A 24859-nucleotide genomic window follows, 5' to 3' on the forward strand; every position below is an offset into this window, starting at 1 on the left:
CATATGGAAAACTCAAAAATCAAAGTAGGCATCGTAGACGACGACCTGATGCTGGTTCAGCTTTTAAAAAATTACATCAACAGCACCACCAATTATGAAGTCGTGCTGACCTCAACCGGAGGCCATCATTTCCTGAACGAAACCGACATCAGCCTGCCACAGATACTCCTGCTGGATCTCAGAATGGCCCAGGGTGACGGCCTTGAAGTCCTCTCTTCTTTAGCTGATCAACCTGAAGCTCCCAAAATCATTGTTTTGTCGAGCTTTTACCGCCGTTCTTTTATGGGTCAGATGCTGAAAATGGGCGCCCATGCTTTCCTGCCTAAAGAAACCGACCTGGAAGACCTGGTGAAGATCATGCATACGGTCTATCACCACGGGCACTATTTTTCGGAGGAGCAGGTTGAAGTCATGCGCAGCCAGCTGTCCAATAAGCTTCCCGAATTCCATGCGCTCTCCAAGGACGGGCTTACGGAACGGGAAACCGAGGTGCTCCGGCTGGTCTGCCAGCAGTTCAGTACAAAAGAAATCGCGGATACCTTATACCTTTCCCCAAAAACAGTAGAAACCCATAAAACCAGCCTGATGCTGAAAACCGGTGTAAAAAATATGGCGGGGCTGGTGATCTATGCCGTACAAAATCATATTGTAGATGCTGATGAGATTGTGCTGTTTGATAAATGAACTAATTGTAATTGGTTATTTAGTAATAATCAGGCATAAAATTAATCAGCTCGATGTTTAAAAGGAATCAGATGACTGATGATTCTTTTTTTGTAATATACTCAACCGTATGATCAATTTCAGGTAGCTGAAGCAATTTTCTGTATGCTTTCACATTTGCTTTTCCCATATTAGGGAATAACCAACTTCCGAAAGTCTGATTCAGAGATGCAAAGTTATTTGGTCCACCTCCTTTAAGGATCATATATGTCTTCCCACCTTCATCTACGTAACTGATATCTAAATATCCTCCACTGAAAACATGTCCTGACTCTGCATAATTTCGCATGGTCATTTTTTCATCATCATGAGTTGTCCTTACCGGCCCACCGAATATTGCTGTAGTCAGTTCATCATTCCCTCTTCTCCCCATCAATACGCCGTTCTGGCCTCTCATAGCCCCTGGTACTGTCTGTCCTACATAACGTTTTGAGAACTCAAAGAGCAAACGGGCATTAAGTTCTGTGCTGGTAGTTCCTGCCAGTATTCTGAATTCAAAATCGTGTTCGCCATAACAGGCTTCAGCACCTAATAATCTTCCGGACATGCGGAAAGGTTCCATTACTATAGATCCGACTCTTCGTGACGATAGCATTTCATCAACATAACGAAGCTGGGGAGTAAGCCTTTGCAATTGCAGAAAATTACTGTAATTGAACAATGTGTGCCTATTATGATATACCATATATCCGCCAGATAGTACTGGAAATACATATTTTAAATATCTCATATCAATTTATTTCTAAGTGATCATTTATTGTTAAAAATCAGGGAGGATACTATACCCTCCCTGAAAAAGAATCTAAAAACACTGAGGTTAGGAAGGATTCATCATCCTGGCGATAGAGATGGCATCTGCTACGGTATCCAGACTGTAGATCTGCATTACGCCCTGGGTGGTGGCTGCCTGTCCCAGAATATTCTGCTGGTTCTGGTTGTTCACTGCATTCTCAAACATCAGTCCCGTGGAATGGGCTGCGGTCTGGTATACATTTCCTAAAGCCACAGCAGGGGCTTCTGCTACTACTTTTACATTGGTTTGCGTTACTGCGTCGGTAATTTGTTCATTGACGTTTGCCATAATTAAATTTGTTTAAGGTTTGAATAACCGGATTTTCCGGTCATGGTTATAGTATTGGAGTTGTTTTAAAAAGCAACCGGAATGGTTCCGGCTGCCCAATAGCTGTAATGTGCGGATTACGGATTAGGATTCATCATCCTGGCGATAGAGATGGCATCTGCCACGGTATCCACACTGTAGATCTGCATCACCCCCTGAGTGGTGGCTGCCTGTCCCAGAATATTCTGCTGGTTCTGGTTGTTTACTGCGTTTTCAAACATGAGTCCCGTAGAATGGGCTGCGGTCTGATACACGTTTCCTAAAGCCATGGCCGGAGCTTCTGCCACTACTTTTACATTGGTCTGCGTTACTGCGTCTGTGATTTGTTGATTTACGAATGCCATAATTACATTGTTTTAAGGTTGATATAACCGGATTTTCCGGTCATGATGGTTAAGGTTTAATGAGTTGGTTGTATCAGCAGGTTCACTTTTTCAAGGCTGCTGAAATGTCCGGATGAGTTTAAATGCCATCCTAAGGATTAGGGTTCAGCATCCTGGCGATAGAGAGGGCGTCTGCTACCGTATCAAAGCTGTAAATCTGCATGACACCCTGTGTCGTAGCCGATTGTCCTAAGATGTTCTGCTGATTCTGCGTATTGACCGCATTTTCAAACATGATTCCCGTTGAGTGAGCAGCGGTCTGGTAGACATTCCCCAGCGCTATCGCCGGAGCTTCTGCCACTACTTTTACGTTGGATTGCGTTACCGCATCTGTGATTTGTGCATTCACTGCCATAATTGTACTTGTTTTTTTGAGATAATCTCGGTTAATAATTATTTGATTTTAAACTAGTTTCGGATCAAAATCCATCTTCCGCAACAGGCATTAGGGCATCGACTTAAAATGATTGTTTTAAGACTAAAAAGATTTTATAAATCGTTAGGATGGGTTCTCGGTACAATGGTTGGAAATCCATGCCCGTGCCTTTGCAGAAACTGAAGATATTGTAAAAAAATGCGGACATTGACACCAGGCTGTAGAAATTACAGCTCTGCAGAAGTGATGATGCTGTGTTAAGAAAATGTCCGCATCTTAAGAGGCCGTTGTTTACATTAAATATCGAAACGGCCTTTCCTGAATGCGTGCAACTCTCTTTTTAATCTGATGGAGCTGATTTTTTTTATTCCCATGGCGGAATTGCTCAATCCGATCAGCGAGTCCCGCTGCTGATTCAAAACGGATTGTTCATACATAAGTCCGGTAGAATGTGCATTGGTCTGCATTGAGATGGCGGCAGGGACCGTAGCGGACATTCGTACGACTTCTAGGTTGGTTTCATTGTGGCTGTCTGTCATAGTATTTAATTTGAATTTGATGTTCATCTGCGGACGCCGGCAAATCTTGCCTGCAGCTGGCTTAAACGTTCAGCAACCTTCAGTTCTTTTTTTCTGAATATCTCCTGGAGGTTTTTCAGACGGTCCTCCTGGCTGCCCGGAATGAGGCCTCCCGGTGCTGAAGCTGCCTGAGCCTCCTGAACGGCCTGCTGTTGCTGTACTGCTTCTTCCAGTTTTTCCAGAAGAGGAGCTAAATGGTTCATGGTTTCTTTCACGGCTTTTTCTTTAATATGGTTGATGATTTCCTCTTCATGGCTGATCACGAAGGGCATAACTTCTTCTTTTTCCACTATCTCTGGCGCTACCGGCTCTACTTCTATAACGATCGGTGATGAATTTTTCTCCTGGCCGGAAGATTTTGTCATGGGGTATAATACTCTGCGCATACATCCTGGTTTTTAATGTTGATTGATGGAAGATCTAAATAAAGACGACTCAGCTAGAGCAGATAGCCTATAAAATTACCGGCTGCCGTCCAGTCCCTGTTGATATCCTTGATGACATTGCTTCCTACGATTTCCAGCGCAATAGATCCGGCTATGGCGTTGGCCGTAATCATTTCTTTCAGCTGGTCATTGGGCAGGTTGAAGATATAATCATCCGGGATAAGAGGTAATTTTCCTGTATTGGCAGGATTCTCATTGATAATGATCTCCAGGATTCCGTAAAAATAGTGGGCAATTAATTTGGTTCCCTGGAACTCCAGCTCTCTTTTCAGCTCTACCAATTCACTCTGGGTAATCAGGTCCGATACCGCATTCACATCCACATCATGAGTGGAATACAGCGCTTCTCCCGTATTGGATGGGACGATGGTGATGTCTGTCTTCAGGATGCTTTTCGATCGTTCAAGATTGACCGTAAGGAGCCTGGAATCGGTTTCCGGTTCTGCAATATCGCTTAAGGTATTCAGGGGAAGGATCCTTACGTTGCAAAAGAAGGTCTGATTTTCTTCTAATTTGATCATGATTACTGCAATTCCTGTCGATCTGTCTTTAGGCTCTACTACAAAAGACTGGTAATTGTTGTATCTTTTCCCTTTGTTGGTACAGATGACCTGCCTGATCTGGGGCTCAATACTGACATCGGTTGTAGACAGGGCAAAAACGACACGGTCACTGTTGTTCTCCGGCTTTTTTACGCTGTAATAGGCATTATCACTGCTTCTTTTCAGGTAAAGGCTCTCATTCACTTCCTTCAGGGTACGTAAGTTCAGGATTTTTGCCGGTTTCTGTTCGCTTGAGTAATTCATTGTATTATTTTTTTTTAAGTTGAGTCATTAATTTTCCAAATATGGACCGCTTTACCGTCCTGCTGGTATGTATTTCTGCGGGCAATACAGCTTCTTCCCGCTTCGCAAGTGCGGATAGCTCCGATTTTTCATCCGGTTCCGGCAGCTCCTTTTCCTCATGGTTTTCCGGGACAGGCTTTTCTTTTATATGATCGCCTATCTCTTCCGGGACTTCTATATGTTTTTTTTTTCGGGATCTGGAGAATGTACGGGACTATCAGAAAACGAGTCTGACGGATGCGTTACAGGAGTATTCGGATATAAACCGGTGGGCAGGGCAATAGCATTGGAAATCTTTGCCTTGGCTTCTGCATACTCACCTACTATTTTAAATAAGTCCCGTATCATTTCATTTCCCTGTACCGGCTTGACGTCTGCATCTGTTGCCGGTCCCGTAGGTGTAGGTTCTTTTTCGCTCCATGTTCCGTAGGTCAGGAGATTATTGGCCAGCCTGCTCAGTGCAATTAATCCCAGCTGTTCAAAGCCTTTCAGAAAGGACTGTAAATCCTGAACCATCATCCCGGCAGACTGATCGATCATCACTTTGGCCATGCCGCTCATCGGAGAAGCCGTTGGTGGCGCCAGTACCTCGGCATTGATAAACTGTACCGTTTGTTCTGCAGGAGTTACCGCATTAGCCGTTTCCTGAGGTGCTGTTGTTTCATTATTGTTCTCGTCCATCCTGGTCAGGTTTTAATTATCCTTTTAAAATCTTAATGGCATCTGCAATAATGGCAGGATTAAGCTGATTGAGGTTCTGTTGATTGGACACTGAGTTCTGAATGGAAATTCCGCTGGCATGGGTGGCCATCTGATAAAGCATACTCATCGCCTGTGCAGGAGATTCTCCCAGCACGGTAACATTGGTCTGGGTAACGGCATCTGTCGCCTGATTGTTTACTGTGTCTGCCATATTCTGTTTAATTGGTTTGATGTATTAGTTTTTATCTTTATTCCGGAAATCCTTTAGCTTCGTCAATGCTTTTGTAATCTCTTACTTCATCAACAGGCTTCTTATCCCGTTTGTCTGATACAAATTTCACAAATCGAAACGAGTAATCATTCAGGGAAAAAACTGAATTTCAGAAAATCGGGGAATTCCCTTAGAATTTTTATGCCGCGCGTGAACGTATCTTTCTTATAAGAAATGACCGGGATATGCTATCAAAAAAAGCTGCCCCAAAAAAGGGCAGCTCTACAAGATTTATATCTAACAATATTATTTTTTCGCTTTTACATCAACGGCAATCTCGATATCTTTGCTGATCATCCATTCTGCAGGATCGGTTTCGGAAGTTCCGAACTTGATTCCCCAGTCCGCTCTGTTAACCGTGAATTTCGCCTGGACTGACGCTGCATTGTCCATAACCTCTACTTTAGCCGGGAAGGTAACGTTCATCGTTTTTCCTGAAAGGGTAAGGTTTCCGCTTACGGTTTTGTTGGCTCCGGCAACCGCATCTTTAGAAGCATCCTTAAGATCGGTTACAGCAGTGATCTTGAAAACTGAAGTAGGATTTTTAGCCGTATCGAAGAAATCAGGATTTTTCAGGTGCGCTTCCAGGTCAGTGTACTTTTTATCCTTTTCCGTTACGGAAGCAGGGTCTACCTTCAGGGAGTTCATATCAATAACGAAGCTTCCTGCGGTCAGCTGGCCGTTGTCTACATCCAGGTCTCCTGACTGTACTTTAAGGGTTCCCCAACGAGGAGCCATTCCGCCTTTGTGGAATGCTTTCCAGTTCACCACTGATGCAGCCGTATCTACCGCAAGTTTTTCTCCCTTCCCTTCAGCTACCGTCTGCTCCTGGGCAGTGGCAGCCTCTCCGGCCGCTTTGTCTTTGTTACAGGATGTTGCCATCAATCCGATAGCCATTATGGCAATGACACTTAGTTTTTTCATATTATGTATTGTTTACAAGTTGTTTTTCAATCAAAAATAAACGCAGCATGCATTTTCAGCAGTGCAAGCGCCAAAATTAAAGAACTTCAGCCGTTCATTTCTTATCATACGTCAAGAAATTAAATATAGAACTTTAAAATTAAATAACAGTTATCAAGCTTAAAGATTTCCATTACTAAGGATCATATCATTTTTAATGATGTAATACTTTTTTTTGTTTGGCCTAAAAAAAATTAATGTAATTTTATACCCGATTTAAACACAAATATCCATTTATATGTTAAAAAAACTAATTCCGGTACTTTTTATTTTAATATCTTCCAGTAACGTTTGCGCACAGGATAAGGCTGAGAAAGCTCTAGAAATATTTTCTGATAAATATCCCCAGGAAAAAGTACATCTTGTCTTTAATAAAAACAGTTATATTGCAGGTGAAAATTTATGGTTTAAATCATTTGTTTTCGAGGATTACAACCCATCTACTATTTCCACTTCTCTGTTTGTAGAACTGTATGATAACAACAAAACGTTAATCAGCAAAAAATTAATCCCTTTAATTGACGGTGAAGGCAATGGAAGCTTCAAGTTACCCGATACTTTACAGGAAGGGATATATTACATAAGAGCATATACAACATGGATGGCCAATTTTAGTGAAGATTTTCAAGCTTTAAGGCAGATTGCACTATATAATCCATTATCTCCCGAAGGGCTTACTATTAATGATAACGCCCCATGGACAGCGGCTCTATTTCCCGAAAGCGGAACCTTTGTGGATGGCATTAATACAAAATTTTCAGTACGCCTGCAATCACCGGGAACAACTCCTTCTGAATGGAGCGGATTCGTAGTTGAAGCCCGGAATCCTGACGTAAAACTAACATCCTTTAAGAGCTTCGACCAAAATGTAGGTTCTTTTTTCTTAACACCCAAATATGGTACGAAATATCAGCTGATTGCTGAAGATACAAAAGGCAATAGACAGACAGTTGACTTCCCTGAAGTAATGGCTTCCGGAATCAACCTGCAGGTTAAGACTGACAATGAAGCAGTAAAGTTTTGTTTAAAAAATAAAAATATAACTCCTGGAACTGTATATAAAGTTATCGGAACGATTAACAATCAAGTCGTATTTAAAGCCAGATCATCAAAAATATTGGATCAGACATATTCCATACCTACTGAACAGCTGGTTAATGGGATTTTACAGCTTGCAGTATTTGATGAACAGGAAAATGTGGTAGCACAGAGGCTTTGCTTTGTTCAACCTGATTTACTGAAAATAAAACGGCCGGCACTTTCCGCTTTGAGCCTGAATGAAACTCCGAGAGCTTCAAACACATTTGAAATCGCCCAGTTTTCTGATAATAAAGCCTATACTATTCTCGTACTGGATGGAAAATCTGAAAGCTCAGAAGATGAAAACAGTTTATTGAGCACCCTTTGGCTTGTTGGCGATATCACTTCAAAAATATATATGCCTTCACAGTATTTTACCAAAACTCATAATTCTGATGCATTGGATGCTCTTCTGATTTCGGAAAAATGGAAAAGGTTTAACTGGAAAATGATTATGTCCGGAATATATCCTGTTATCCGCTATCAACCACAGCCTTACATTTCTTATAAAGGGAAAGTAACTGTACAGGGAAAGCCTGTTTCCAATACGGATATGAATTTATTATTTGATAATCCAGGACAAGGTATAAAATTTTATCCCGTTAAAACTGATGCTAACGGATTTTTCACATTAAAAGGTCTGTATTTCGAGGATGCCATTAAGTTTTCGTACCAACTAAACGATGTAAAAGTTCCTAAAGAGCAGGTTCAGGTGATATTTCAGCCCGATTATGCTTTCGTACCTTTTAAAAGCAGCCTTCCAAAAAGTAGTTACACAGTAAAACAACGTACAATTACTGAAAAACCTGACAAACAAATACAAAGATATGTTGAGGCTAAAAAATTCCAAAGTATCATCGGCGAAAAAGAAACTCTTATAGAGGAAGTAAAGCTAAAAGTAACAAGAAAAGATAAGACAAGAGAACTCAATGAAAAGCTCAGCAGCCCATTATTCAAAAGTATCAATGAAACGGTATTTGACCTGGTAAATGACAACAATAACGCATCAAGCTCCATGAACATCCTTCAATGGCTTCAGGGAAGAGTGGCCGGACTGACCATAGAATCTAAGATGGGCAGTTACAGTCCGAAATTGAGAGGAAGTGCCGTAAATATCTACTTGGATGAGATGGTGGTTGACCCTTCTTCGATCAGTTCTATCTCAACATCAGATATTGCTATGGTGAAAGTAATCAAAGGTACTTTTGCTGGCGGGTCTGGTGGTGGAAACGGGGCTATTGCTATTTATACGAAACGTGGTGGTACAACAGGATCACTTTCAGATGTATCGGCTCCTACCAAACTAAAAAGAATTACGTTAAACGGATTTGATAAACAAGAACCTTTCTTAGTACCTGCTTACAATAATGATGTTTTCAAAACAGTTTCCGAGGATTTGCGTACGACTCTTTATTGGAATCCGTATTTTTCACTACAGCCGAATGAAAAGGCAAAAGTCCAGTTTTTCAATAATGATGACAGTAAAGACTTTAAAGTGATCATAATAGGCTATGATGAAAAAGATTATATGCCGATTTATTATAATGAAATCATTAAATAATTTTAAAACAGATTAATGTAGTTTACAAAATTGAAAATCTAATAAAAAAACACCGCAAAAATGTGGTGTTTTTTATTAGATTACCGGATCTATTTATAAAAAGGATGTATTTTAGCCGCTTAATTTTTACCATGACCGCCACAAGCTTTATACAACAATCCTTATCGATATCTGAAAAAGGCATTCAGGCTACCCTGAAACTCTTATCCGAAGACTGTACCATCCCATTTATTTCCCGGTACCGGAAAGATGCTACAGGGAACCTTGATGAAACCCAGATCGAACAGATATCCAAGCTCAGCCAGCAGTTTGAGGACATTGTGAAACGCAAAGAAAGCATCCTGAAATCCATGGAGGAACAGAATGTACTCAGTGATGACCTTCGTAAAAGGATACAGGACAGTTTCAGCCTGCAGGAGCTGGAAGACCTGTACCTGCCCTATAAAAAGAGAAGGAAGACGAGAGCTGATGCAGCCAAAGAAAAAGGACTGGAACCTTTAGCCAGGATCATCATGAGCCAGAAAGGCAATGACCTGATGTCACTGGCCGGAAAATACATCAATGATCAGGTAACTTCCGAAGAGGAAGCCTTCCAGGGCGCACGCGATATTATGGCGGAATGGATCAATGAAAATATGTACGTCCGCAAGAACCTGCGCCGGATATTCCAGCGTAAGGCGGTGATCTCATCCAAAGTTGTGAAGGCTAAACAGGAAGAGGAAGGAGCCCAGAAGTTTGCCCAGTATTTCGATTGGGGGGAACCATTAGGCAAAATACCTTCCCACAGGCTTTTGGCCATGCTGAGAGCGGAATCCGAAGGCTTTGTGAAAGTCAATACGGGTATCGATAAGGAAGAAGCGATTGACTTCATAGAACAGGCGGTTATCAAATCCAGGAATGAATGTTCGGAACAGATTGCTTTAGCCATCAAAGACAGCTATAAAAGGCTTCTGGAACCTGCCATTTCCAATGAAACCTTACAGGAGGCCAAAGAGAAAGCCGACCATAAAGCGATTGAAGTGTTTTCCGAAAACCTGAAACAGCTCCTTCTTGCACCACCCTTAGGAGAGAAAAGGATCCTTGCCATAGATCCGGGATACAAAAGCGGATGCAAAGTAGTCTGCCTGGATGAAAAGGGAGACCTGCTCCATAATGAAACCATCTACCCTCACGCTCCGCAGCATGAGACGGGAATGGCCATCAAGAAAATACGCTCTATGGTCAATGCGTATAGTATTGAGGCCATCTCTATCGGAAACGGCACCGCCAGCCGCGAAACGGAATTCTTTATCAAAAAAATTGCATTCGACAGGCCGTTACAGGTCTTTGTGGTCTCGGAAGCCGGAGCATCCGTGTATTCAGCGAGCAGGATCGCACGGGAAGAGTTTCCGGGCTATGATGTGACGGTCCGTGGATCGGTATCGATCGGGAGAAGGCTGGCTGACCCGCTGGCTGAACTGGTAAAGATCGACGCGAAATCCATAGGGGTTGGGCAATACCAGCATGATGTGGATCAGGCCCAACTGAAAAGCGAACTGGATGCAACAGTTATGAAATGCGTCAATGCTGTCGGGATCAATCTGAATACAGCCAGCAAATCATTGTTGTCATATGTTTCTGGAATCGGAGAAAAAATGGCCGAAAATATCGTGAACTATCGAAGTGAAAACGGAGCATTTGAAGACCGCAAGCAACTGAAGAAAGTTCCCAGGCTGGGCGAAAAAGCTTTTCAGCAGGCAGCTGCGTTTGTCAGGATCCCGGGAAGCAAAAACCCGCTGGATAATTCGGCTGTGCATCCCGAAGCTTATGGATTAGTGGAGAAAATGGCCCGGGATCTCGGCATCAAAACCCATGAGCTGATTGCCAATAAAGAGAAAATTGCAGCCGTTAAGCCGGAACATTATATAACTGAAACCATCGGTATCCTGGGCATCAGGGATATCCTGAAAGAACTTGAAAAACCAGGGCTTGATCCCAGGAAAGCTGCCAAAGTATTTGAATTTGACCCGAACGTAAAAAGCATTAAAGACCTTAAACCCGGTATGGTCCTGCCAGGGATCGTCAACAACATTACGGCTTTCGGATGTTTTGTCGACCTTGGCATCAAAGAAAGCGGCCTGGTCCACATTTCCCAGCTAAAGGATGGTTTTGTATCCGATGTCAATGAAGTGGTTACAATGCACCAGCATGTCCAGGTAAAAGTGACTGACATCGATGAAGCCAGGAAGAGGATCCAGCTGAGCATGATTTTATGACATTGATGTATAAAGCGGGAGATTAAATTTATAGAATTATATAAAATTTCAACCCGGTCATTATTTAAACAACAAAGCCGGCTTAGCAGCCGGCTCCATTATTATTTTTTAGACTCCTCAACAGAAACTTTTCTGAAATCCTTGAACAGTTTGCTAAGTTCTAAAGCTGACTTACGGGCTCTTGTCCCTGCTGCTTTATTTCCTTTTTCAGCCTGTTGGTTAGCTTCAGTGGTAAAAGCTTCAAATTCCGCATTGATTTTTTCAATTAATTCTTTCATTATTTATAAAATTTAGGCTGCAAATATAGGTTTTATGGTGATTCCAGCCTAATAGTAGAGGGAAAATTTAGTATAATTAATAAAATTTAATGCATGATCAGGGCTGTTTCTGACAAAGTGCAGGATTATCACCCATCCTAACCGCTCAAAACTGCAAAAGAATCATAATTTTTAACAGAACCACTTCGATCCTGATTTGTCATCTTAAAAAGTATTCCCTGTCTTTTAACAGATTGTGCACAACATATCTGTTATGTTAAAACTGAGTTCATATCATAAAAACAAAACCATCATAAATTACTGAAACCGGCCATTTCTTAAAATAATATTAAAAGTAATTTTTACCATATCTATGGCACAATTTTGACTGATATCAAATCACTCATGTTTAATTTGAGTTTTCATGGTTATTAGTTTTTATCCCCGGCCCACCCGGGGATTTTTCTATGCATATGATTGGTTGGAATATATACGAAAGCATATATGAGAACCTCTAATTGATTGTCCATATAAATATTGCACAAACCTGAATACCATTCAGAAGTAAGGGATAACTTATCATACGAAATCAGCTATAATAGCAGATGATGCAGTAAAGGCATCACAGAAATTTTTCTGTCGAATAATAGATCAGGGGAATTTAATAGAACAGTCGGGATGACTTAAAATATTTCCACTATGGGCATCAAACCGCTTCCTGGTCAAGTTTTATTTTATCGAGCTCCAGCTTGAAACATCCTAGGATGAATTCACTGTAATAAAGCTGTGCCTTTAGTGGAAGAGTTCTGGAATGCAGATCTAATTTTTCCGAAACGATAATTTTTCCATGACGTGATATGGAAAAGAATGCATAAAGCTTATTCTGGGATTCTTTAACAGGAACCGTATAGCCTGTTACCGCAACTGACCAGTCGCTCTCATATCTGGATGCTACCTCCAGAGCCATTTCTTCTACAATATTCGGGGATACCCCGTTACAGAATGAGGCTTCTTCATCGCTGATATGGAAGAGGCTGATGTTTTCTTCAAGCGTGTAGGCCGTCATTCCCCCTTTGAAAAAACGGGCCGCATCCTTCACCTGAGAAAAGGAAAACTGTAAAAAACCTGAAGTAACGCTTTCCGCGACAGAAACCGTTTCATTCAATGCAATCAGCTCATCCCCTATGAATTCCAGAAGGTTCTGAAGCTCCACAAGAAAATGAACAAATGATTTCACATGAATCTGTTCAATAGTTAGATCTATTTTTGAAGGTTTTAAAATCATACAGCAAACGTTTTATTGTACCCTTTCTTTTTCATTTGACGTTCTCCATATTCCAGTTACAATATCCTGCAGATAGTTAACAGATGAGAAATATATCTATTTGTGTTAGTGTTGTAGAGCACCATCTAAAATCAAGCCATTATTTGCTAAAAAATAAATATTTATAAGGTTGGTAAACAACTGTTACCGATCAGCTTAGCAATCATATCACGGAGCGGTATGTATGCAGAAGTCATCAAATCTTAAATTTTGAGTTTTTTCCGGATGCTCACAGAATGAATGAGCTGGGTAATGATCACAATGACCAAAGGAACTGTGATAATCATTAAAATATCGGATATGCATTGTAATGTTAATGGGTCTATATGGAATGGCTCTATGCCTTGCATGGGAATAATCATGGGTTTCATCACTTTTACTTTCTTTATTTTCTTATATCTGTAAATCAAAATATCCGCCAAAATATTTTTTAACAGATGATTGTTTGTATAATGATGATATAAAAACCGATTAACCGGTGTCAAATTATACCTGATGAAAGATTTAAAAAACGTTTAACAAAATCAAACCTCCTGCCACCCTGCTGTCACTACCCTCCGTTACCTTTGAGGAAATTTAAAATTATGAATATGAATTTAGTGTCCATACGACTCATCACAGCAGATATTGATGCACTGGTATCATTTTATGAGCAGATCACCGGAATATCAGCCATCAGATATACTCCTGATTTTGCTGAGTTACAAACGCCGACTGCTACGCTTGCCATCGGAAGTACAAGAACGGTGCAATTTTTTGGTGGTGGATCTACTGCTGTGCCTGCTGAAAACCGGACGGCTATCATAGAGTTCCTGGTCAGTGATGTAGAACACATTTTCGGACAACTGGAAGAATTTTTGATTCCTTATCTGATACAAAAGCCTACGGTGATGCCCTGGGGAAATCAATCGCTGCTGTTCAGGGATCCGGATGGTAACCTGGTCAACTTCTTTACTCCTATAACAGAAGCGGCTGCTGAAAAATTCAGGCATTATAGCAAAACAAAGTAATTTTCCTGTTATATGTACCCAACAAAACAATCTGCTGTACCAAAGCAGATTGTTTTATAAGCAGATATGATTGTATGATATCAGACGGATGATCTTACTTTTTATTTTTACTTCCCGTAAGCTTATTCAGGTATTCATTTCCCAAAGGAGATAGCTCATAACCGATCGTATGGCTTATGGTCAGACCCATATTTTTCAGTTTCCGGATATTAATCTTCAGCCATTCTTTTTCAAAACCGGTCAGGTTCGCAATACCGGCAGCAGGGAGATGGGGATGATCTTTGATACGTAATAAAACCTGATTTGTCCAGGGCCCATTCTTGCTGTACTGATCCAGACGTTTTAATTTTGTCGTGACCTCTTCCAACTGCTCAGCCGAGAGTTCTGCCTGCTCCCTGAGTTTAATCCGTGGGTCTTCGGAATGATAATGGAGGGATATCTTAAAAATTTCACCTTCATGGTTATGAGGAAACGATTTCAACAGCTGTTCTTTATCCGTGAATCCTGCCTGTTGCGCATCTTTATCTGTAATGTCATTTTCGTTAACCGTTTCAATGTTGTCAATTCCCAATAACCCGACAGATGTGTTTAAGAGGCTCCCCTTTTTAACGGATGCCTTTTGCCACTTACGGAATGCCAGTGTAATTTTTCCTGCTCTGATTCCCTTCAAATGTACTCCTTTGAAAAGCATAAATATATTTTTTGTTTAAATCAGATTGATACGGACATCATTTCCAAGGCTCCGGCCATACTGCCGGATGAATACTACAGGCCTCTTATGGCAAACTTATGCTGCGCTCTTTGCTGCTATTGACCACAGGATTGGCATACATACCGAGAAAACTCTTCTTCAGTTCTGCATCTGAGCTGTCGATCCGCATTTCAAGGCGGCGCTCAAACAGCTGTTTTTCTTCCTCCGTATAATGTCCTGAATACTGATCCGTATTATTGAGCAAATCAAAAGCAATGTAATTCGTCGGCCAGAGCCTGTAATGCTGAATAATAGAATGGTCTATCAGTTTTGCAATCGCCTGGAGCTGCTTATTTTTACTTTCGGATGCACAGGCCAGCTGATCAAACTCTGATTCCAGGACCTTACCGGCATGCAGATGGATGCGTTTTTTCTGGCCCAGGATTCCGCTCAGCATGGTTTTAAAATCTTCATCACTGCTTTTGATGTAGACTTCATTTTTGGATTTGGCCATAATCTGCGGCATTTTAAGCGCATCAGTGGGATCATATTCATATGAAATGGAAAGGGGAACAATTTTGAGCTTTTTGAAAAACTCAGGAAGCGGCTCCCCTTCTGCCGCCATTGCCAGCATCTTTAAGACGCCCTGCTGTGTTGCATCATTACCGTCTTTGGTACGGCCTTCCCGCTGGGCGATCCAGACAGAACGGTTTTCGGAATGCAGCAGATAGTCTATATATTCTGACATCAGTTTGGAGCTTTCCAGCTGTTCCCGCACGGATAAGCCGCGCTGGACTAAAAAGTTCCGGTTCAGTTTCGCCAGCACATGCAGGAAGGTCTTCTGAACAAGATTATCTCCGATAGCGGAAGAAGTCATGATCAGTCCTTTATCCAGCAGGACAAGGTTCAGCAATGAAGTGTCCAGGACAATATCCCGGTGATTGGAGATGAACAGGTAAGCGGTATTTTTATCCAGCTGATCAAATCCTGATGTTGACAAACCTTCCGAACTCTGGCGGATGATCTGCCGTACGGTCTGTGCTATAAAACGATGCTGGAAATCGCTTATGGAATGGATGTCTTTAAACTGATTTAGCCAAAATTCTTCTTCTTTACCCGGAAACGTGAACTGCATCAGTGTTTTCATCATCGGATGCCTTGCTATACTGTTTAAAGCATTATTCACTTCATGATCATCATAAGGCCTGATCTCATCGAATTTCGACATAGTTATATTTAAAAATTAAATGGTTTGTAAAATAACAAAAATTTTGCCGGGTATGCTGCCTAATTTATATTTTAATTATGTATCGAACTACGGTTGTTTTTTATCACCTCAGATGCATCACATGTACTGATATAAATTTAAATATTTAATCCGTCTTTATGATGGATAGCCTTTCTTAAAAATTGGTCATCAAATGTCCTCGGAAAAGGATTGCAAATCCATTTTTTATGATAATGAACCAACATATGAAAGGTATTAAAGCCTGCACCGGAAAATATTTTCTCCGCATGGTCCAATAAGGATTGAGAAGGTTTCTGATGGTAAAGAACCAGGTCTTCAGAGCTGATGTTTTCCTGAGGAATATCAGTGGCCGTTAAAATCATAATTTTCTGATGGGTCCTGTACATCTTTGCAAGCTTATAAAGATGAAGCACTTCCGTTAAAGGCTGACTATGGATAATGAGGTAATACGGTATTTCAACCGGTATAGGAATTCCTTCTGAAACATTTTCCTGATGATCTAAACAGAGTATTTTTCGGGATCGAAGCCGGGGGAGGTATGCCCCTTTTTCCATGATGTAGATCTCATCAAAATCAGGAAGATTAGGATTTTTGTCGAAATAAGAATTTGATAAAATCCTCAACAGTAATATTTTTTTTCCTGCAAAATGACTTAGTGATGAAGACAGTTCGCCATAAAATCCTGTGGGGAAAACATCGACAATAAACGTGTGGACATTATTTTCAGAGATTAATTTTCTGATAAAAGGCAAAAATTCCGCAGAAGAAAAAAACAAACTTTCTTTCTGAATTACAGTCCAGCCCGATTCCCAGAATTCTGAAAACTCGGAGTTGGTCAACAGAATACAGTGTTCCGGAGCATACTTTTGACGTTTCAGAAAAGAGGTCACCCTTTTGAGATGACCTAATCCTGAACCATATGCATAAATCAGTATCACTTTTTCTGGTAAAGAAATTCGGTAAGAAGCAATAATCTCTGATCCATAGGAATCTGATCTATACTCAATATTCCCAAAGCAAAACTGTCAGACGTTTTTGAAATTTTGTAGGCAGGCTGCCCGTTGACAGAAATTTCATTTCCTGTCACCTTCATGGTATTGATGACTTTTCCGTCTTTAGATACTTCGATTGCGCCGTTGTTATTTTTAACTTCATAAGGATTCAGATTCTCTTCGTTATCGGCAATTTTGATTTTGTCCGGATAGGTTTTTACTTTCCAGAGGAGTTTGGAACCTGCATCTCTCAGCTTGTAGGTATCATCTTTCAGCTTCACTTCGTAGCGTTGTGTACCATTGCTGTAATATTTCCTTTTATCTTCTTTTTCTTTTGCGGTATACGTTTCCGATCCGAGCTGAACTTTCGGAGGATTCACCGTAAAACCAGCGATTGCCTTCCCGTCTTTATCGGAAATAATGTAGTCTGCCGTGTAGCCGCCAGCTTTGGTTGCTGTTTTCTCAGTAGCTGGGGGATTAGCGGTCGGGGCTTCTTTCTTGCAGGAATTCAGGCTTAAAAAAGACACCAGAAACAGGATGGTAATTTTTTTCATAAGAATAGATTTAGGTAGTTCTGTATTTCGTTTTGTTCTGTAAAATTCTGATTAATCGTGTTATACAATTCATTTTTCATCAGTTCTTTTTTATCCTCAGCTAAATGATGATGTTGAATCAAAACATCCAGCAATGCGTTGGCTTCCAAAGGATGATATAAAAGTCCCGATCTTCCATGTATGATGACATCCGGAATACCGCCAACTTCAGAAGCAATAATCAGCTTTTTTGAAGCACCGGCTTCTAATAAAACATTAGGCATCCCATCATACAAAGACGGAATACACACCAGGTCTGCCATCGCGTAAAAGCTGCGCATTTCGTATTTGGAGGCAAACGGAAAGAGTTTGACATTCAAATCAAAGTTACCGATAAAAAGTTTGACTTCTTCGGGCAGATCACCGATCATCCAGAGTTCATAGTCACTTTTAAAATGAAATTGATCAAAGGACTCAATGAAATGGCGGATTCCCTTCTTGAATTTAAGTTGTCCCGCAATGAGGATAACCTTTTTGTCCGTTAGGCCTTGCTTTCTCTCATCAGTCTTCCTTATTTCATTCTCATTCAGGTTCCAGAAAGAGGCATCAATTCCGTTTGGTGTATAAACGACTTTTTTTGAAGGGAACAATTTTGCAATTTTTCCCTGCTTCTCTGTACAGACAGACAATATAGCCTCCGAATGTTCCAGGGCATAAAAAAGTGAGTTCCTCTTCCTGGAAAATAAACCTTCGTCAAAATCATTTCCCCGGATACAGGTGTACAAAGGTTTTCCGAAAAACTGACTGATGACAGGCGTCCACATCATAGGCAGATATCCGCCAAAGGCAACAATCGCATCAACCTCTAAAAATTCCTTTTTCTTTTCCAGGAATAATGCCGCCAGATTCAGCGTATATTCTTCTGTATCATAGATCCCGAGCGCACTGTAGTTTCCGCCGGCTTCCGTTTTTATCACATAAGGCTTCTGCCGGTTGGAAAAATGCAGGACATGGACTTCACAACCTTTTCTTTTCAGGTTCCGGACAATCCTTCCGCAGGATTCTGCCATTCCACCTCTGGACGGAGGATAGTTTTGGGTTACCAGCAAAATTTTCATAAAATTCAGCTGTCAAAAGGTGAGGAATCACCCGAGTGATTGGAAAAATCTGTGAACGAAACCGTGTCAAACAATGCACCGTACTGGCTTGCCATCGTCACCAGAAACGGATATTCCGTATGAAACCTGTTCATCATTTTTTTTCTCCAGACAGGCCGGTCGGGCGAGTATAATTCGATCCTGGAAGTCAATCTGGGATCCAGAACGGCTTTACAGGTCAGACAAAGCTTTTGGTTTTTCCCATTTTCATTCTGAAGGAAGATGTGATTTTTGCAAACCTTCTTGTTGCAGTTTGCGCATTGTTCCGTGGCGACAGCAGGACAATCGTCCACAAGAAACAGGCCTAGTTTTTCCTGGCAATTTATATTCTGGTCCATAGTCTCAGTCTTATTTCAGGGTAAAGCATCCATAACAGATATTAAACAAATTAACCACTTCCAAAGAAAAATATTCTACAGAGAATAATGGAGTGGAACGGTACTGATAAGCACTGTAACCATCAGGATTTTCGTCTTTGATATCAAATTTCCTCCGTGCTTTCATATAATAAAAAGAGTCATCCTCTTCCATTTGTATATCCGCTTTATCAATGTCCGTTTTTAGCTGATAAACAGATTTCGGAAGCTTTAATTTCAGAATAAAAGGATAGACGGATTTGTATTTCTGTTTGGTTTTCCTTTTCCCGCTGGTTCCTCTCTTCTTGATAATGCGTTTTCTCACTTTTTCCACAAAGCTGAAGCTAACCTCTGCACTATCTTTCAGTGTGCAGTATCCCTGTGCAATTTCTTTTTCATAAAACTCTTCTTTACCGGAGATGAAGCCGCGTGTTTCAAATGTAGCGTCCTCAGAGGATTTCAAATATTCTACGCCTGCCAGTGTTTCCTTGACATTCGCCGTAAAGTGGATCGTTCCCAATTGCGGAAGCTCTTCTTCTATCAATGTAAATAAGGCGGAAAAATAATCCGAGAAAAAGTCATAGCCATCGGTATAATTCTTTCTGAATTCTCTCCGGTATCTGGCATCCATTATCAAAGCCACCACAAATAAGATGATGTTGACGGCAATCCAGTAGCCCGGAACCAGAAAGATCATTGCCGCGGCAATGATAAAATAGGCAATCCAAAGGGTATACGAGTTTTTCTTTCTCTTTTTCAGGGACAGTTCACGTTGTAACACACACATTCTGAAAAACCTGATCCATTTCAGGGGCGTTTTTTTTGAACTGAAACCACGGTGCAGATGTGCTCTTTCAATAGGCGCCATATCTTCCGTAGTCAACTGGATATTATAATATTCTGCCATAGCTTTACATTAGATTGTGATATACTTTTTGTAAATGTTCATTATGATGATCCCAGGTAAACTGCTGTTGGAATCTGTGGAATGCATTTTCGGCTTTCTCATTTGCCGGTCCGGGATTGTCTAAAACGAAACGGATGCATCGGCTGAGGTCCTGCTCATCTTCGGGCCAGAAAAAGTAAGCTTCTCCTTCTGCCAGCAATTCTTTGGTTACGGGCAGTTCTGCTGCAATAATCGGTGTTTTACAGGCCATAGATTCAAGTATTTTGATCGGGCAACAGCCTTGTACCACATTTCGGTCTCCAAATTTCAGCGGAGCAACCGATGCTTTTGCGTGTTGTATGATGGCATAGAGATCATCTTTTTCCAGTTCATACATAAAAATGACCTGATCCTGAATGCCGAGATGTTCAATTAATTTATGATAAGGTCTTGCTGCCTTTTCTTTCACGGAAGAGCAGATGACCAGGTTCAGGCTTTCATAATCTTTCAGATACCGGAAAGATTTCAGCAGAACATCCAATCCCTGCCAGGGTTGCAGGGCACCGAAATAAACGATGTATTCTGCAGGAAGGTCAATGGGTTTATCCTTTTTTGAGATAGTCTCCGCACCATTGGGGATAACGGATATTTTTTCCCTGTCAATAGAAAACTTTTGTGTCAGATACTTTTTTGTGACGGCAGACGGTGTTACGATATGATCGCAGGCCTCAAGGCAAGCCAGTTCAATATTCTGTATTTCAGCAATGAGAGAAGGCGTTAAAAGAGGAAACCTCACCGGCAATTCTACAGATGTTAACGCATTGACTTCAAAAACCGTTTTGAGATGGGTTTGTTTTATCATTCCCAGCCCGCTCCAGATATCACGAAACTGCCCAATTCCTTTCTCATGGGAAAGTGCAGTACAATAATATACCTTTTCAGAAAAAAGCCGCGCTCTTTCCAGGTAATTCTGAGCTTCGTTTTCGTAGAAGAAAGGATAAATTTTTACATTCTCCGCAAGCCTGGTATCTATGGCAGAATTATTACCTTGCAGACAATACACATCTACTTTATCCGCAATTCCGGACAGAGCCTGCAAACTGTGGCAGATATGTGTGGATGCCCCTTTGCTGGTAGGGAAAGCATCAAAACTGGCGTAGTAGGATTTCATTGTTCGAAGTTAGAAATTAACTTTCACCACCTCGCGCTCACTTGCATTTTGAATTTCGAAAAATTCCGCTTTCTCAAATTTGAAAGCATTGGCAATCACATTGGAAGGGAAAACTTCTATCGCAACATTATTTTCCTTCACTGTGCCGTTATAGTATCTTCTCGCCATCTCGATATCATCTTCCAGGGCATTCAAATCCTGCTGAAGAGAGATGAAATTAGCATTGGCTTTTAAGTCGGGATAATTTTCTGCCACTGCAAACAGGTTCATCATAGCATTTTGCATTGCAGATTCCGCCACGCCCTGCTCTTTTGCAGACTGCGCTTTGCCAGACAGGTTTCTGGCCTCCACTACATTTTGTAAAACAGACGATTCATGCGTTGCATAGCCTTTTACGGTTTCAACAAGATTGGGAATCAAATCATTCCGCTTTTTCAGAAACACATCTATTGAGCTCCATCCTTCCTGCACGCTGACCTTTTTATTGACCAATCCGTTGTAAACCGAAACAGCCCAAATGATAGCAATAACTAAAATGGCAACGATAATTCCTATTGTAATCATGATTTATTTTTCTACAAGTTAAACAAAATACCAAAATGAAAGAAAAAAATATTGAAAAATCACTTCAGGCTACAACATTTTATAATGCAATAAGGATTTACTTTGTAAAGGACTTTACATCATTTTGGCCTTTTTGAATTTTGATACCTGCCCTGAAACCAAAATGTCCTGACTCCCCTCTCCTGATCTGGTACGTTTTACTACCAGAACTTCCACCATTTTTTGGAAGTTCCGAATTCATTGCTATTTATTTTTAGATGGAAGATGCAGATCTGGTCTGTTAAATAATCGTAGACATCATCTTCCAGACAGGGATATTCTGCTTTCATTAGCTTTTTAACTGCATCCGTTATTCTTTTAATGTCATCCTTATTGGTCTTCGTAAATGTAGTCAGGTTTTCTAAAATAAACTCCGCAAAAGCTTTATGGTTTTTTGAATAATTGGCATTTCCGTTTCTGTATGCTTCATCCTGCAAAATATCCAATCCGCGAAGCATCTCTCCTTCTATCGTTTCTGCTTCTCCTCTAACGGGGATTAAGTTTGTGCGGATATGGCGGACTATTTTCGGAAATCTATAATTTGTAGGAAAATCCGGCTGGACGGTGGAACTTTCGGTATACCCTGGGTTTAATTTTTCGCATTGCTCTACCAGTAGCCTCAGGTCTTCAGGTGAACGCTTTAGCCAGTCTCTTGGGGCAACGCCAAACTTATTTTTTTGATCAAGATCAGCACCTAACATCATTATTTTTCCTATAACTTTTAAATGCTGCTGCCTGACTTCACCTTCCGTTCTCCACGGAAAACTCTGAATCGCCCAATAAGCAACAGAGCTTCCATTCTGATCTGTAGCGTTTACATCACCACCAAAGTCCAGCAATAGGTCGAGAGATCGAACCAACTTTTTCTGCTGTACCGCAATATGTAACGAATTATACCCCGATTTACAGTTCAGGTTCGGATCTGCTCCACGATTAAGAAAAAACAGCAGTATCTTCAGTCTTTCCTCTTCATTTTTTATTCCAAATGAAGTAAGAACATCCATGATGACAGGCGAAAATGAATCATCGTTGTAAGAATTGACATCAATCCGGTTGCCTTCAATAATCTTTTGAATGCTATCCATATCTGCATTGTCAATTGCAGATAATAAAGCGCGTTTGTATGGTTCCGGGATAAGCTGAATCATGATTTGTCGGTATTAATGTTACGGTATGTATACTCTTTCAAACCATGAACCAAAGCAATATGCTGGATAAACAGAAACTATGACCTGTCAGATTAAACGTTCAATTTAAAACATTGCAGAAGAACCAGATGATGCGAAGAGCCGATTTCGCTTTTACAATTTTGTGGAGATTCCTAATGCTGGTTTGTTTCAACCAATTTTTTACCTGATTGAAAAATTAAAGTAGCGCAAGTTGATCTGTTTCAGTTTCTCACGATCGTTAAGTAAAATGACGAATCTTGAGCACACAATCCTCATTCAAATCAGTTCCTGTAACTAGGAATACTCCAAAACTAAGTATCATTGCAGATGGCTCATCATTGCTATTATCAGGTTATCTATGTTGTTGAATTGATCTCAGAACAAAATAATCCTTACATTAGAACTGAAAAAATCACTGGGACAGAGAATTGAATTTCCCTGAGGATGACACCATTTTTCTGAATGACGAACCAAAAGATAAACTGTTTGAAAAGGATAAAATAAGCATTGATACCTTAACCAAAATACCTAAAAAATGAGCTACGACATTTCATTGTACAGAATCGAAACCAAAGAAAAACAAAAAGCCTACTAGCTTACAACTCTGCACTGATGGATAATGAATCTGTATTTACGGCTGTCAGATTAAACGTATGTGGATGCAATGATGTATTTTCGGCAAAACAGATGTTATGTAAACACACGGTGTAAAAAGCTAAAAGTCTGCGGTAATTCATCATTAATATAAAACAATATGGAAACTCTTGAAAAATATGGCATTGTAGAAGCCGGAAAAGACTATATCCTGTTCGATTGCGAAAGGTTTGAAGAAGTTGAGGCTTATGTTGAATTGATTAAAAATTTATCATCCATCAGCAAAGGTATATTTTCACCTCAAAATCTCGCCGTTGAAAACGAAGGCTGGACTGGCAACCGTGAACATTATATCGCTGAAATAAGTTTTGCATTAGGTAATGAAAAGTATCAGATCAGACTTTTATGTGAAGAATGGTTCGACTTCGACCTGATACTGGAACTGAATTATCTACTTTCGAAAAAAGGCATTATGAAACAGTTTCTCCCAATCAGTACCGGCGATCAATCTCTGATTATAGTTTTTGGTGATGCCTTTCTTAAAGAAAAACTGGCAGGCGAAAATATCCTGGAAAACGCCGATCAACTGATTGTAAAGAAGCCATTAAACTTTAAATCGTTAAAAATCATCTAAAGGGTTAGATGGGTACATCTTTAAGACACATCGGCGATGACAAAACAGAAGATTTAAACCCTAGTCCAACAGGCCAAAATGAATCAGAGCCGACTCAATACCATGATCATCCACATCATCCGTCACAAAATCTGCTGCTTCTTTGACATGATCTCCGGCATTTCCCATTGCAACTCCAGTTTTTACAAACTTCAGCATTGAAATATCGTTTCCTCCGTCTCCGAAAGCCATCGTTTCAGAAATATCGATATTAAAATGATCACAAAACTGCTGCACACCGTTTTGCTTACTGATTCCTCCCGGGTTGACATCAGCAAATAAGGATGTCCATCGGGATGATAAAGAATTCGGCATCACTTCTTTCATAAAAGAATCTTCATATTCAGGGCCGATGAAAACGTTAGCCTGCAAAACATTTTCGAAATCAGGAATTTCTTTGCTGTATAATGGAGGAACAGGAAGGTTGACGTGCTCATATAACTCCAGCACTTCTGGAGATTCGTGGCTGATTCTCACTTTATCTTCATACATGAGTGAAAAGCTGACATTCGATTTCTCAGAAAACCTGATCAGGTTTTTGATATCCTCTGAATGAATGGTCTGACGGAACATCACTTCACCGTCCACTGTCATACAATATCCTCCATTGAAGGTAAGAAATCCATCAAACTCCAAATGCCTGATATGATGAAGATCATTGATGGAACGACCGGTCGCAACAATAACTTTTATTCCCTTTTTGCGCAGATTTTTTAAAGCCTTTTGAGCCGACTCAGGGATGGACTTGGTTTTTAAACTGAAAAGAGTACCGTCTATATCGAAAAAGACAGCTTTAACATTTGGTTTTTGTACGGCGTTCATAGTCAATAATTACAACATCATTTATACCCTAAAATTACAAACAAAAAATAGCAAATCTCCGCAAAACCT

General features: G+C 40.6%; 28 protein-coding genes. 5 read left to right on the top strand and 23 right to left on the bottom strand.

What is annotated here, in order from left to right:
• Positions 1-3: 3 nt before the first annotated feature.
• Positions 4-684, top strand: a complete 681-nt coding sequence (locus CGB83_RS03340; protein ID WP_100074514.1) for a response regulator transcription factor — start codon at positions 4-6, stop codon at positions 682-684.
• Positions 685-751: 67 nt separating this feature from the next.
• On the opposite strand, the gene CGB83_RS03345 is transcribed toward CGB83_RS03340, so the two are convergent.
• From CGB83_RS03345 to CGB83_RS03390, 10 genes are all read right to left on the bottom strand, one after another.
• Positions 752-1408, bottom strand: coding sequence for a hypothetical protein (locus tag CGB83_RS03345; RefSeq protein WP_157761287.1), 657 nt, complete (start codon positions 1406-1408; stop codon positions 752-754).
• Positions 1409-1540: 132 nt separating this feature from the next.
• Entirely contained in the window at positions 1541-1804 is a 264-nt protein-coding gene (locus tag CGB83_RS03350; RefSeq protein ID WP_100074516.1) for a RebB family R body protein, read from the bottom strand.
• Positions 1805-1920: 116 nt separating this feature from the next.
• Positions 1921-2187 (bottom strand): RebB family R body protein, encoded by a 267-nt coding sequence (locus CGB83_RS03355; protein WP_100074517.1) that lies wholly within the window; start codon positions 2185-2187, stop codon positions 1921-1923.
• Between the two features lie 130 nt (positions 2188-2317).
• A complete protein-coding gene (locus tag CGB83_RS03360) occupies positions 2318-2581 on the bottom strand; it encodes a RebB family R body protein (protein ID WP_100074518.1) in 264 nt (87 codons plus the stop codon).
• A 317-nt stretch (positions 2582-2898) separates the two neighbouring features.
• Entirely contained in the window at positions 2899-3141 is a 243-nt protein-coding gene (locus tag CGB83_RS03365) for a RebB family R body protein (protein ID WP_157761289.1), read from the bottom strand.
• A gap of 23 nt (positions 3142-3164) precedes the next feature.
• Complete coding sequence (locus CGB83_RS03370) at positions 3165-3566, bottom strand: hypothetical protein (protein WP_157761291.1); 402 nt, start codon at positions 3564-3566, stop codon at positions 3165-3167.
• Positions 3567-3619: 53 nt separating this feature from the next.
• Positions 3620-4432 (bottom strand): hypothetical protein, encoded by an 813-nt coding sequence (locus CGB83_RS03375; protein ID WP_100074521.1) that lies wholly within the window; start codon positions 4430-4432, stop codon positions 3620-3622.
• 213 nt (positions 4433-4645) lie between these two features.
• Positions 4646-5152, bottom strand: coding sequence for a hypothetical protein (locus CGB83_RS03380; RefSeq protein ID WP_100074522.1), 507 nt, complete (start codon positions 5150-5152; stop codon positions 4646-4648).
• A 16-nt stretch (positions 5153-5168) separates the two neighbouring features.
• The gene (locus CGB83_RS03385) at positions 5169-5384 is read right to left on the bottom strand and encodes a RebB family R body protein (RefSeq protein ID WP_100074523.1); all 216 of its coding nucleotides are present in this window, start codon (positions 5382-5384) and stop codon (positions 5169-5171) included.
• 306 nt (positions 5385-5690) lie between these two features.
• Complete coding sequence (locus CGB83_RS03390) at positions 5691-6368, bottom strand: YceI family protein (protein WP_100074524.1); 678 nt, start codon at positions 6366-6368, stop codon at positions 5691-5693.
• A 277-nt stretch (positions 6369-6645) separates the two neighbouring features.
• On the opposite strand from CGB83_RS03390, the gene CGB83_RS03395 reads away from it, so the two are divergent.
• A complete protein-coding gene (locus tag CGB83_RS03395; RefSeq protein ID WP_100074525.1) occupies positions 6646-9048 on the top strand; it encodes a hypothetical protein in 2403 nt (800 codons plus the stop codon).
• Positions 9049-9179: 131 nt separating this feature from the next.
• The gene (locus CGB83_RS03400) at positions 9180-11303 is read left to right on the top strand and encodes a Tex family protein (RefSeq protein WP_100074526.1); all 2124 of its coding nucleotides are present in this window, start codon (positions 9180-9182) and stop codon (positions 11301-11303) included.
• Between the two features lie 101 nt (positions 11304-11404).
• Here the strand turns inward: CGB83_RS03400 and CGB83_RS03405 are convergent, their stop codons facing one another.
• Complete coding sequence (locus tag CGB83_RS03405; RefSeq protein ID WP_034684091.1) at positions 11405-11581, bottom strand: histone H1; 177 nt, start codon at positions 11579-11581, stop codon at positions 11405-11407.
• A 685-nt stretch (positions 11582-12266) separates the two neighbouring features.
• On the bottom strand, positions 12267-12845 hold the full coding sequence (locus tag CGB83_RS03410) for a CinA family protein (RefSeq protein ID WP_100074527.1): 579 nt from the start codon (positions 12843-12845) through the stop codon (positions 12267-12269).
• 623 nt (positions 12846-13468) lie between these two features.
• Between CGB83_RS03410 and CGB83_RS03420 the strand changes: the two genes are divergently transcribed.
• A complete protein-coding gene (locus CGB83_RS03420) occupies positions 13469-13894 on the top strand; it encodes a VOC family protein (RefSeq protein WP_228420069.1) in 426 nt (141 codons plus the stop codon).
• A 94-nt stretch (positions 13895-13988) separates the two neighbouring features.
• Here CGB83_RS03420 and CGB83_RS03425 read toward each other — a convergent pair whose 3' ends face one another.
• The 10 genes from CGB83_RS03425 to CGB83_RS03470 form a co-directional block, all read right to left on the bottom strand.
• Positions 13989-14585 carry an ASCH domain-containing protein gene (locus tag CGB83_RS03425; protein WP_100074529.1) on the bottom strand — a complete coding sequence of 199 codons (597 nt, stop codon included), beginning with the start codon at positions 14583-14585 and terminating at the stop codon, positions 13989-13991.
• Between the two features lie 85 nt (positions 14586-14670).
• Complete coding sequence (locus tag CGB83_RS03430) at positions 14671-15813, bottom strand: 1-acyl-sn-glycerol-3-phosphate acyltransferase (RefSeq protein ID WP_100074530.1); 1143 nt, start codon at positions 15811-15813, stop codon at positions 14671-14673.
• Positions 15814-15950: 137 nt separating this feature from the next.
• Positions 15951-16457 carry a hypothetical protein gene (locus tag CGB83_RS20090; RefSeq protein ID WP_157761293.1) on the bottom strand — a complete coding sequence of 169 codons (507 nt, stop codon included), beginning with the start codon at positions 16455-16457 and terminating at the stop codon, positions 15951-15953.
• Positions 16458-16768: 311 nt separating this feature from the next.
• The gene (locus CGB83_RS03440; RefSeq protein ID WP_100074532.1) at positions 16769-17380 is read right to left on the bottom strand and encodes a hypothetical protein; all 612 of its coding nucleotides are present in this window, start codon (positions 17378-17380) and stop codon (positions 16769-16771) included.
• Entirely contained in the window at positions 17377-18477 is a 1101-nt protein-coding gene (locus CGB83_RS03445) for a glycosyltransferase family 4 protein (RefSeq protein ID WP_100074533.1), read from the bottom strand. The genes CGB83_RS03440 and CGB83_RS03445 overlap by 4 nt, the downstream gene beginning before the upstream one ends.
• 5 nt (positions 18478-18482) lie before the next feature.
• Positions 18483-18854: a hypothetical protein gene (locus tag CGB83_RS03450; RefSeq protein WP_100074534.1), complete on the bottom strand. Its 372-nt coding sequence runs from the start codon at positions 18852-18854 to the stop codon at positions 18483-18485.
• Positions 18855-18864: 10 nt separating this feature from the next.
• Entirely contained in the window at positions 18865-19779 is a 915-nt protein-coding gene (locus CGB83_RS03455; RefSeq protein ID WP_100074535.1) for a bromodomain-containing protein, read from the bottom strand.
• Positions 19780-19783: 4 nt separating this feature from the next.
• Positions 19784-20929, bottom strand: a complete 1146-nt coding sequence (locus CGB83_RS03460; protein WP_100074536.1) for a glycosyltransferase — start codon at positions 20927-20929, stop codon at positions 19784-19786.
• A 9-nt stretch (positions 20930-20938) separates the two neighbouring features.
• Positions 20939-21493 (bottom strand): LemA family protein, encoded by a 555-nt coding sequence (locus tag CGB83_RS03465; RefSeq protein WP_100074537.1) that lies wholly within the window; start codon positions 21491-21493, stop codon positions 20939-20941.
• A 200-nt stretch (positions 21494-21693) separates the two neighbouring features.
• Entirely contained in the window at positions 21694-22680 is a 987-nt protein-coding gene (locus CGB83_RS03470; RefSeq protein WP_100074538.1) for an ankyrin repeat domain-containing protein, read from the bottom strand.
• 775 nt (positions 22681-23455) lie between these two features.
• Between CGB83_RS03470 and CGB83_RS03475 the strand changes: the two genes are divergently transcribed.
• Positions 23456-23929: a hypothetical protein gene (locus CGB83_RS03475; RefSeq protein WP_100074539.1), complete on the top strand. Its 474-nt coding sequence runs from the start codon at positions 23456-23458 to the stop codon at positions 23927-23929.
• Between the two features lie 60 nt (positions 23930-23989).
• On the opposite strand, the gene CGB83_RS03480 is transcribed toward CGB83_RS03475, so the two are convergent.
• Positions 23990-24790, bottom strand: coding sequence for a Cof-type HAD-IIB family hydrolase (locus tag CGB83_RS03480; protein WP_100074540.1), 801 nt, complete (start codon positions 24788-24790; stop codon positions 23990-23992).
• Positions 24791-24859: the final 69 nt, after the last annotated feature.

Origin of the sequence: Chryseobacterium camelliae (genome assembly GCF_002770595.1) — a bacterium.
GTDB lineage: Bacteria > Bacteroidota > Bacteroidia > Flavobacteriales > Weeksellaceae > Chryseobacterium > Chryseobacterium camelliae.

Coding starts and splice junctions, on each gene's coding strand:
- CGB83_RS03340 (WP_100074514.1), top strand. CDS start 4: ATGGAAAACTCAAAAATCAAAGTAGGCATCGTAGACGACGACCTGATG.
- CGB83_RS03345 (WP_157761287.1), bottom strand. CDS start 1,408: ATGGTATATCATAATAGGCACACATTGTTCAATTACAGTAATTTTCTG.
- CGB83_RS03350 (WP_100074516.1), bottom strand. CDS start 1,804: ATGGCAAACGTCAATGAACAAATTACCGACGCAGTAACGCAAACCAAT.
- CGB83_RS03355 (WP_100074517.1), bottom strand. CDS start 2,187: ATGGCATTCGTAAATCAACAAATCACAGACGCAGTAACGCAGACCAAT.
- CGB83_RS03360 (WP_100074518.1), bottom strand. CDS start 2,581: ATGGCAGTGAATGCACAAATCACAGATGCGGTAACGCAATCCAACGTA.
- CGB83_RS03365 (WP_157761289.1), bottom strand. CDS start 3,141: ATGACAGACAGCCACAATGAAACCAACCTAGAAGTCGTACGAATGTCC.
- CGB83_RS03370 (WP_157761291.1), bottom strand. CDS start 3,566: ATGCGCAGAGTATTATACCCCATGACAAAATCTTCCGGCCAGGAGAAA.
- CGB83_RS03375 (WP_100074521.1), bottom strand. CDS start 4,432: ATGAATTACTCAAGCGAACAGAAACCGGCAAAAATCCTGAACTTACGT.
- CGB83_RS03380 (WP_100074522.1), bottom strand. CDS start 5,152: ATGGACGAGAACAATAATGAAACAACAGCACCTCAGGAAACGGCTAAT.
- CGB83_RS03385 (WP_100074523.1), bottom strand. CDS start 5,384: ATGGCAGACACAGTAAACAATCAGGCGACAGATGCCGTTACCCAGACC.
- CGB83_RS03390 (WP_100074524.1), bottom strand. CDS start 6,368: ATGAAAAAACTAAGTGTCATTGCCATAATGGCTATCGGATTGATGGCA.
- CGB83_RS03395 (WP_100074525.1), top strand. CDS start 6,646: ATGTTAAAAAAACTAATTCCGGTACTTTTTATTTTAATATCTTCCAGT.
- CGB83_RS03400 (WP_100074526.1), top strand. CDS start 9,180: ATGACCGCCACAAGCTTTATACAACAATCCTTATCGATATCTGAAAAA.
- CGB83_RS03405 (WP_034684091.1), bottom strand. CDS start 11,581: ATGAAAGAATTAATTGAAAAAATCAATGCGGAATTTGAAGCTTTTACC.
- CGB83_RS03410 (WP_100074527.1), bottom strand. CDS start 12,845: ATGATTTTAAAACCTTCAAAAATAGATCTAACTATTGAACAGATTCAT.
- CGB83_RS03420 (WP_228420069.1), top strand. CDS start 13,469: ATGAATATGAATTTAGTGTCCATACGACTCATCACAGCAGATATTGAT.
- CGB83_RS03425 (WP_100074529.1), bottom strand. CDS start 14,585: ATGCTTTTCAAAGGAGTACATTTGAAGGGAATCAGAGCAGGAAAAATT.
- CGB83_RS03430 (WP_100074530.1), bottom strand. CDS start 15,813: ATGTCGAAATTCGATGAGATCAGGCCTTATGATGATCATGAAGTGAAT.
- CGB83_RS03440 (WP_100074532.1), bottom strand. CDS start 17,380: ATGAAAAAAATTACCATCCTGTTTCTGGTGTCTTTTTTAAGCCTGAAT.
- CGB83_RS03445 (WP_100074533.1), bottom strand. CDS start 18,477: ATGAAAATTTTGCTGGTAACCCAAAACTATCCTCCGTCCAGAGGTGGA.
- CGB83_RS03450 (WP_100074534.1), bottom strand. CDS start 18,854: ATGGACCAGAATATAAATTGCCAGGAAAAACTAGGCCTGTTTCTTGTG.
- CGB83_RS03455 (WP_100074535.1), bottom strand. CDS start 19,779: ATGGCAGAATATTATAATATCCAGTTGACTACGGAAGATATGGCGCCT.
- CGB83_RS03460 (WP_100074536.1), bottom strand. CDS start 20,929: ATGAAATCCTACTACGCCAGTTTTGATGCTTTCCCTACCAGCAAAGGG.
- CGB83_RS03465 (WP_100074537.1), bottom strand. CDS start 21,493: ATGATTACAATAGGAATTATCGTTGCCATTTTAGTTATTGCTATCATT.
- CGB83_RS03470 (WP_100074538.1), bottom strand. CDS start 22,680: ATGATTCAGCTTATCCCGGAACCATACAAACGCGCTTTATTATCTGCA.
- CGB83_RS03475 (WP_100074539.1), top strand. CDS start 23,456: ATGGAAACTCTTGAAAAATATGGCATTGTAGAAGCCGGAAAAGACTAT.
- CGB83_RS03480 (WP_100074540.1), bottom strand. CDS start 24,790: ATGAACGCCGTACAAAAACCAAATGTTAAAGCTGTCTTTTTCGATATA.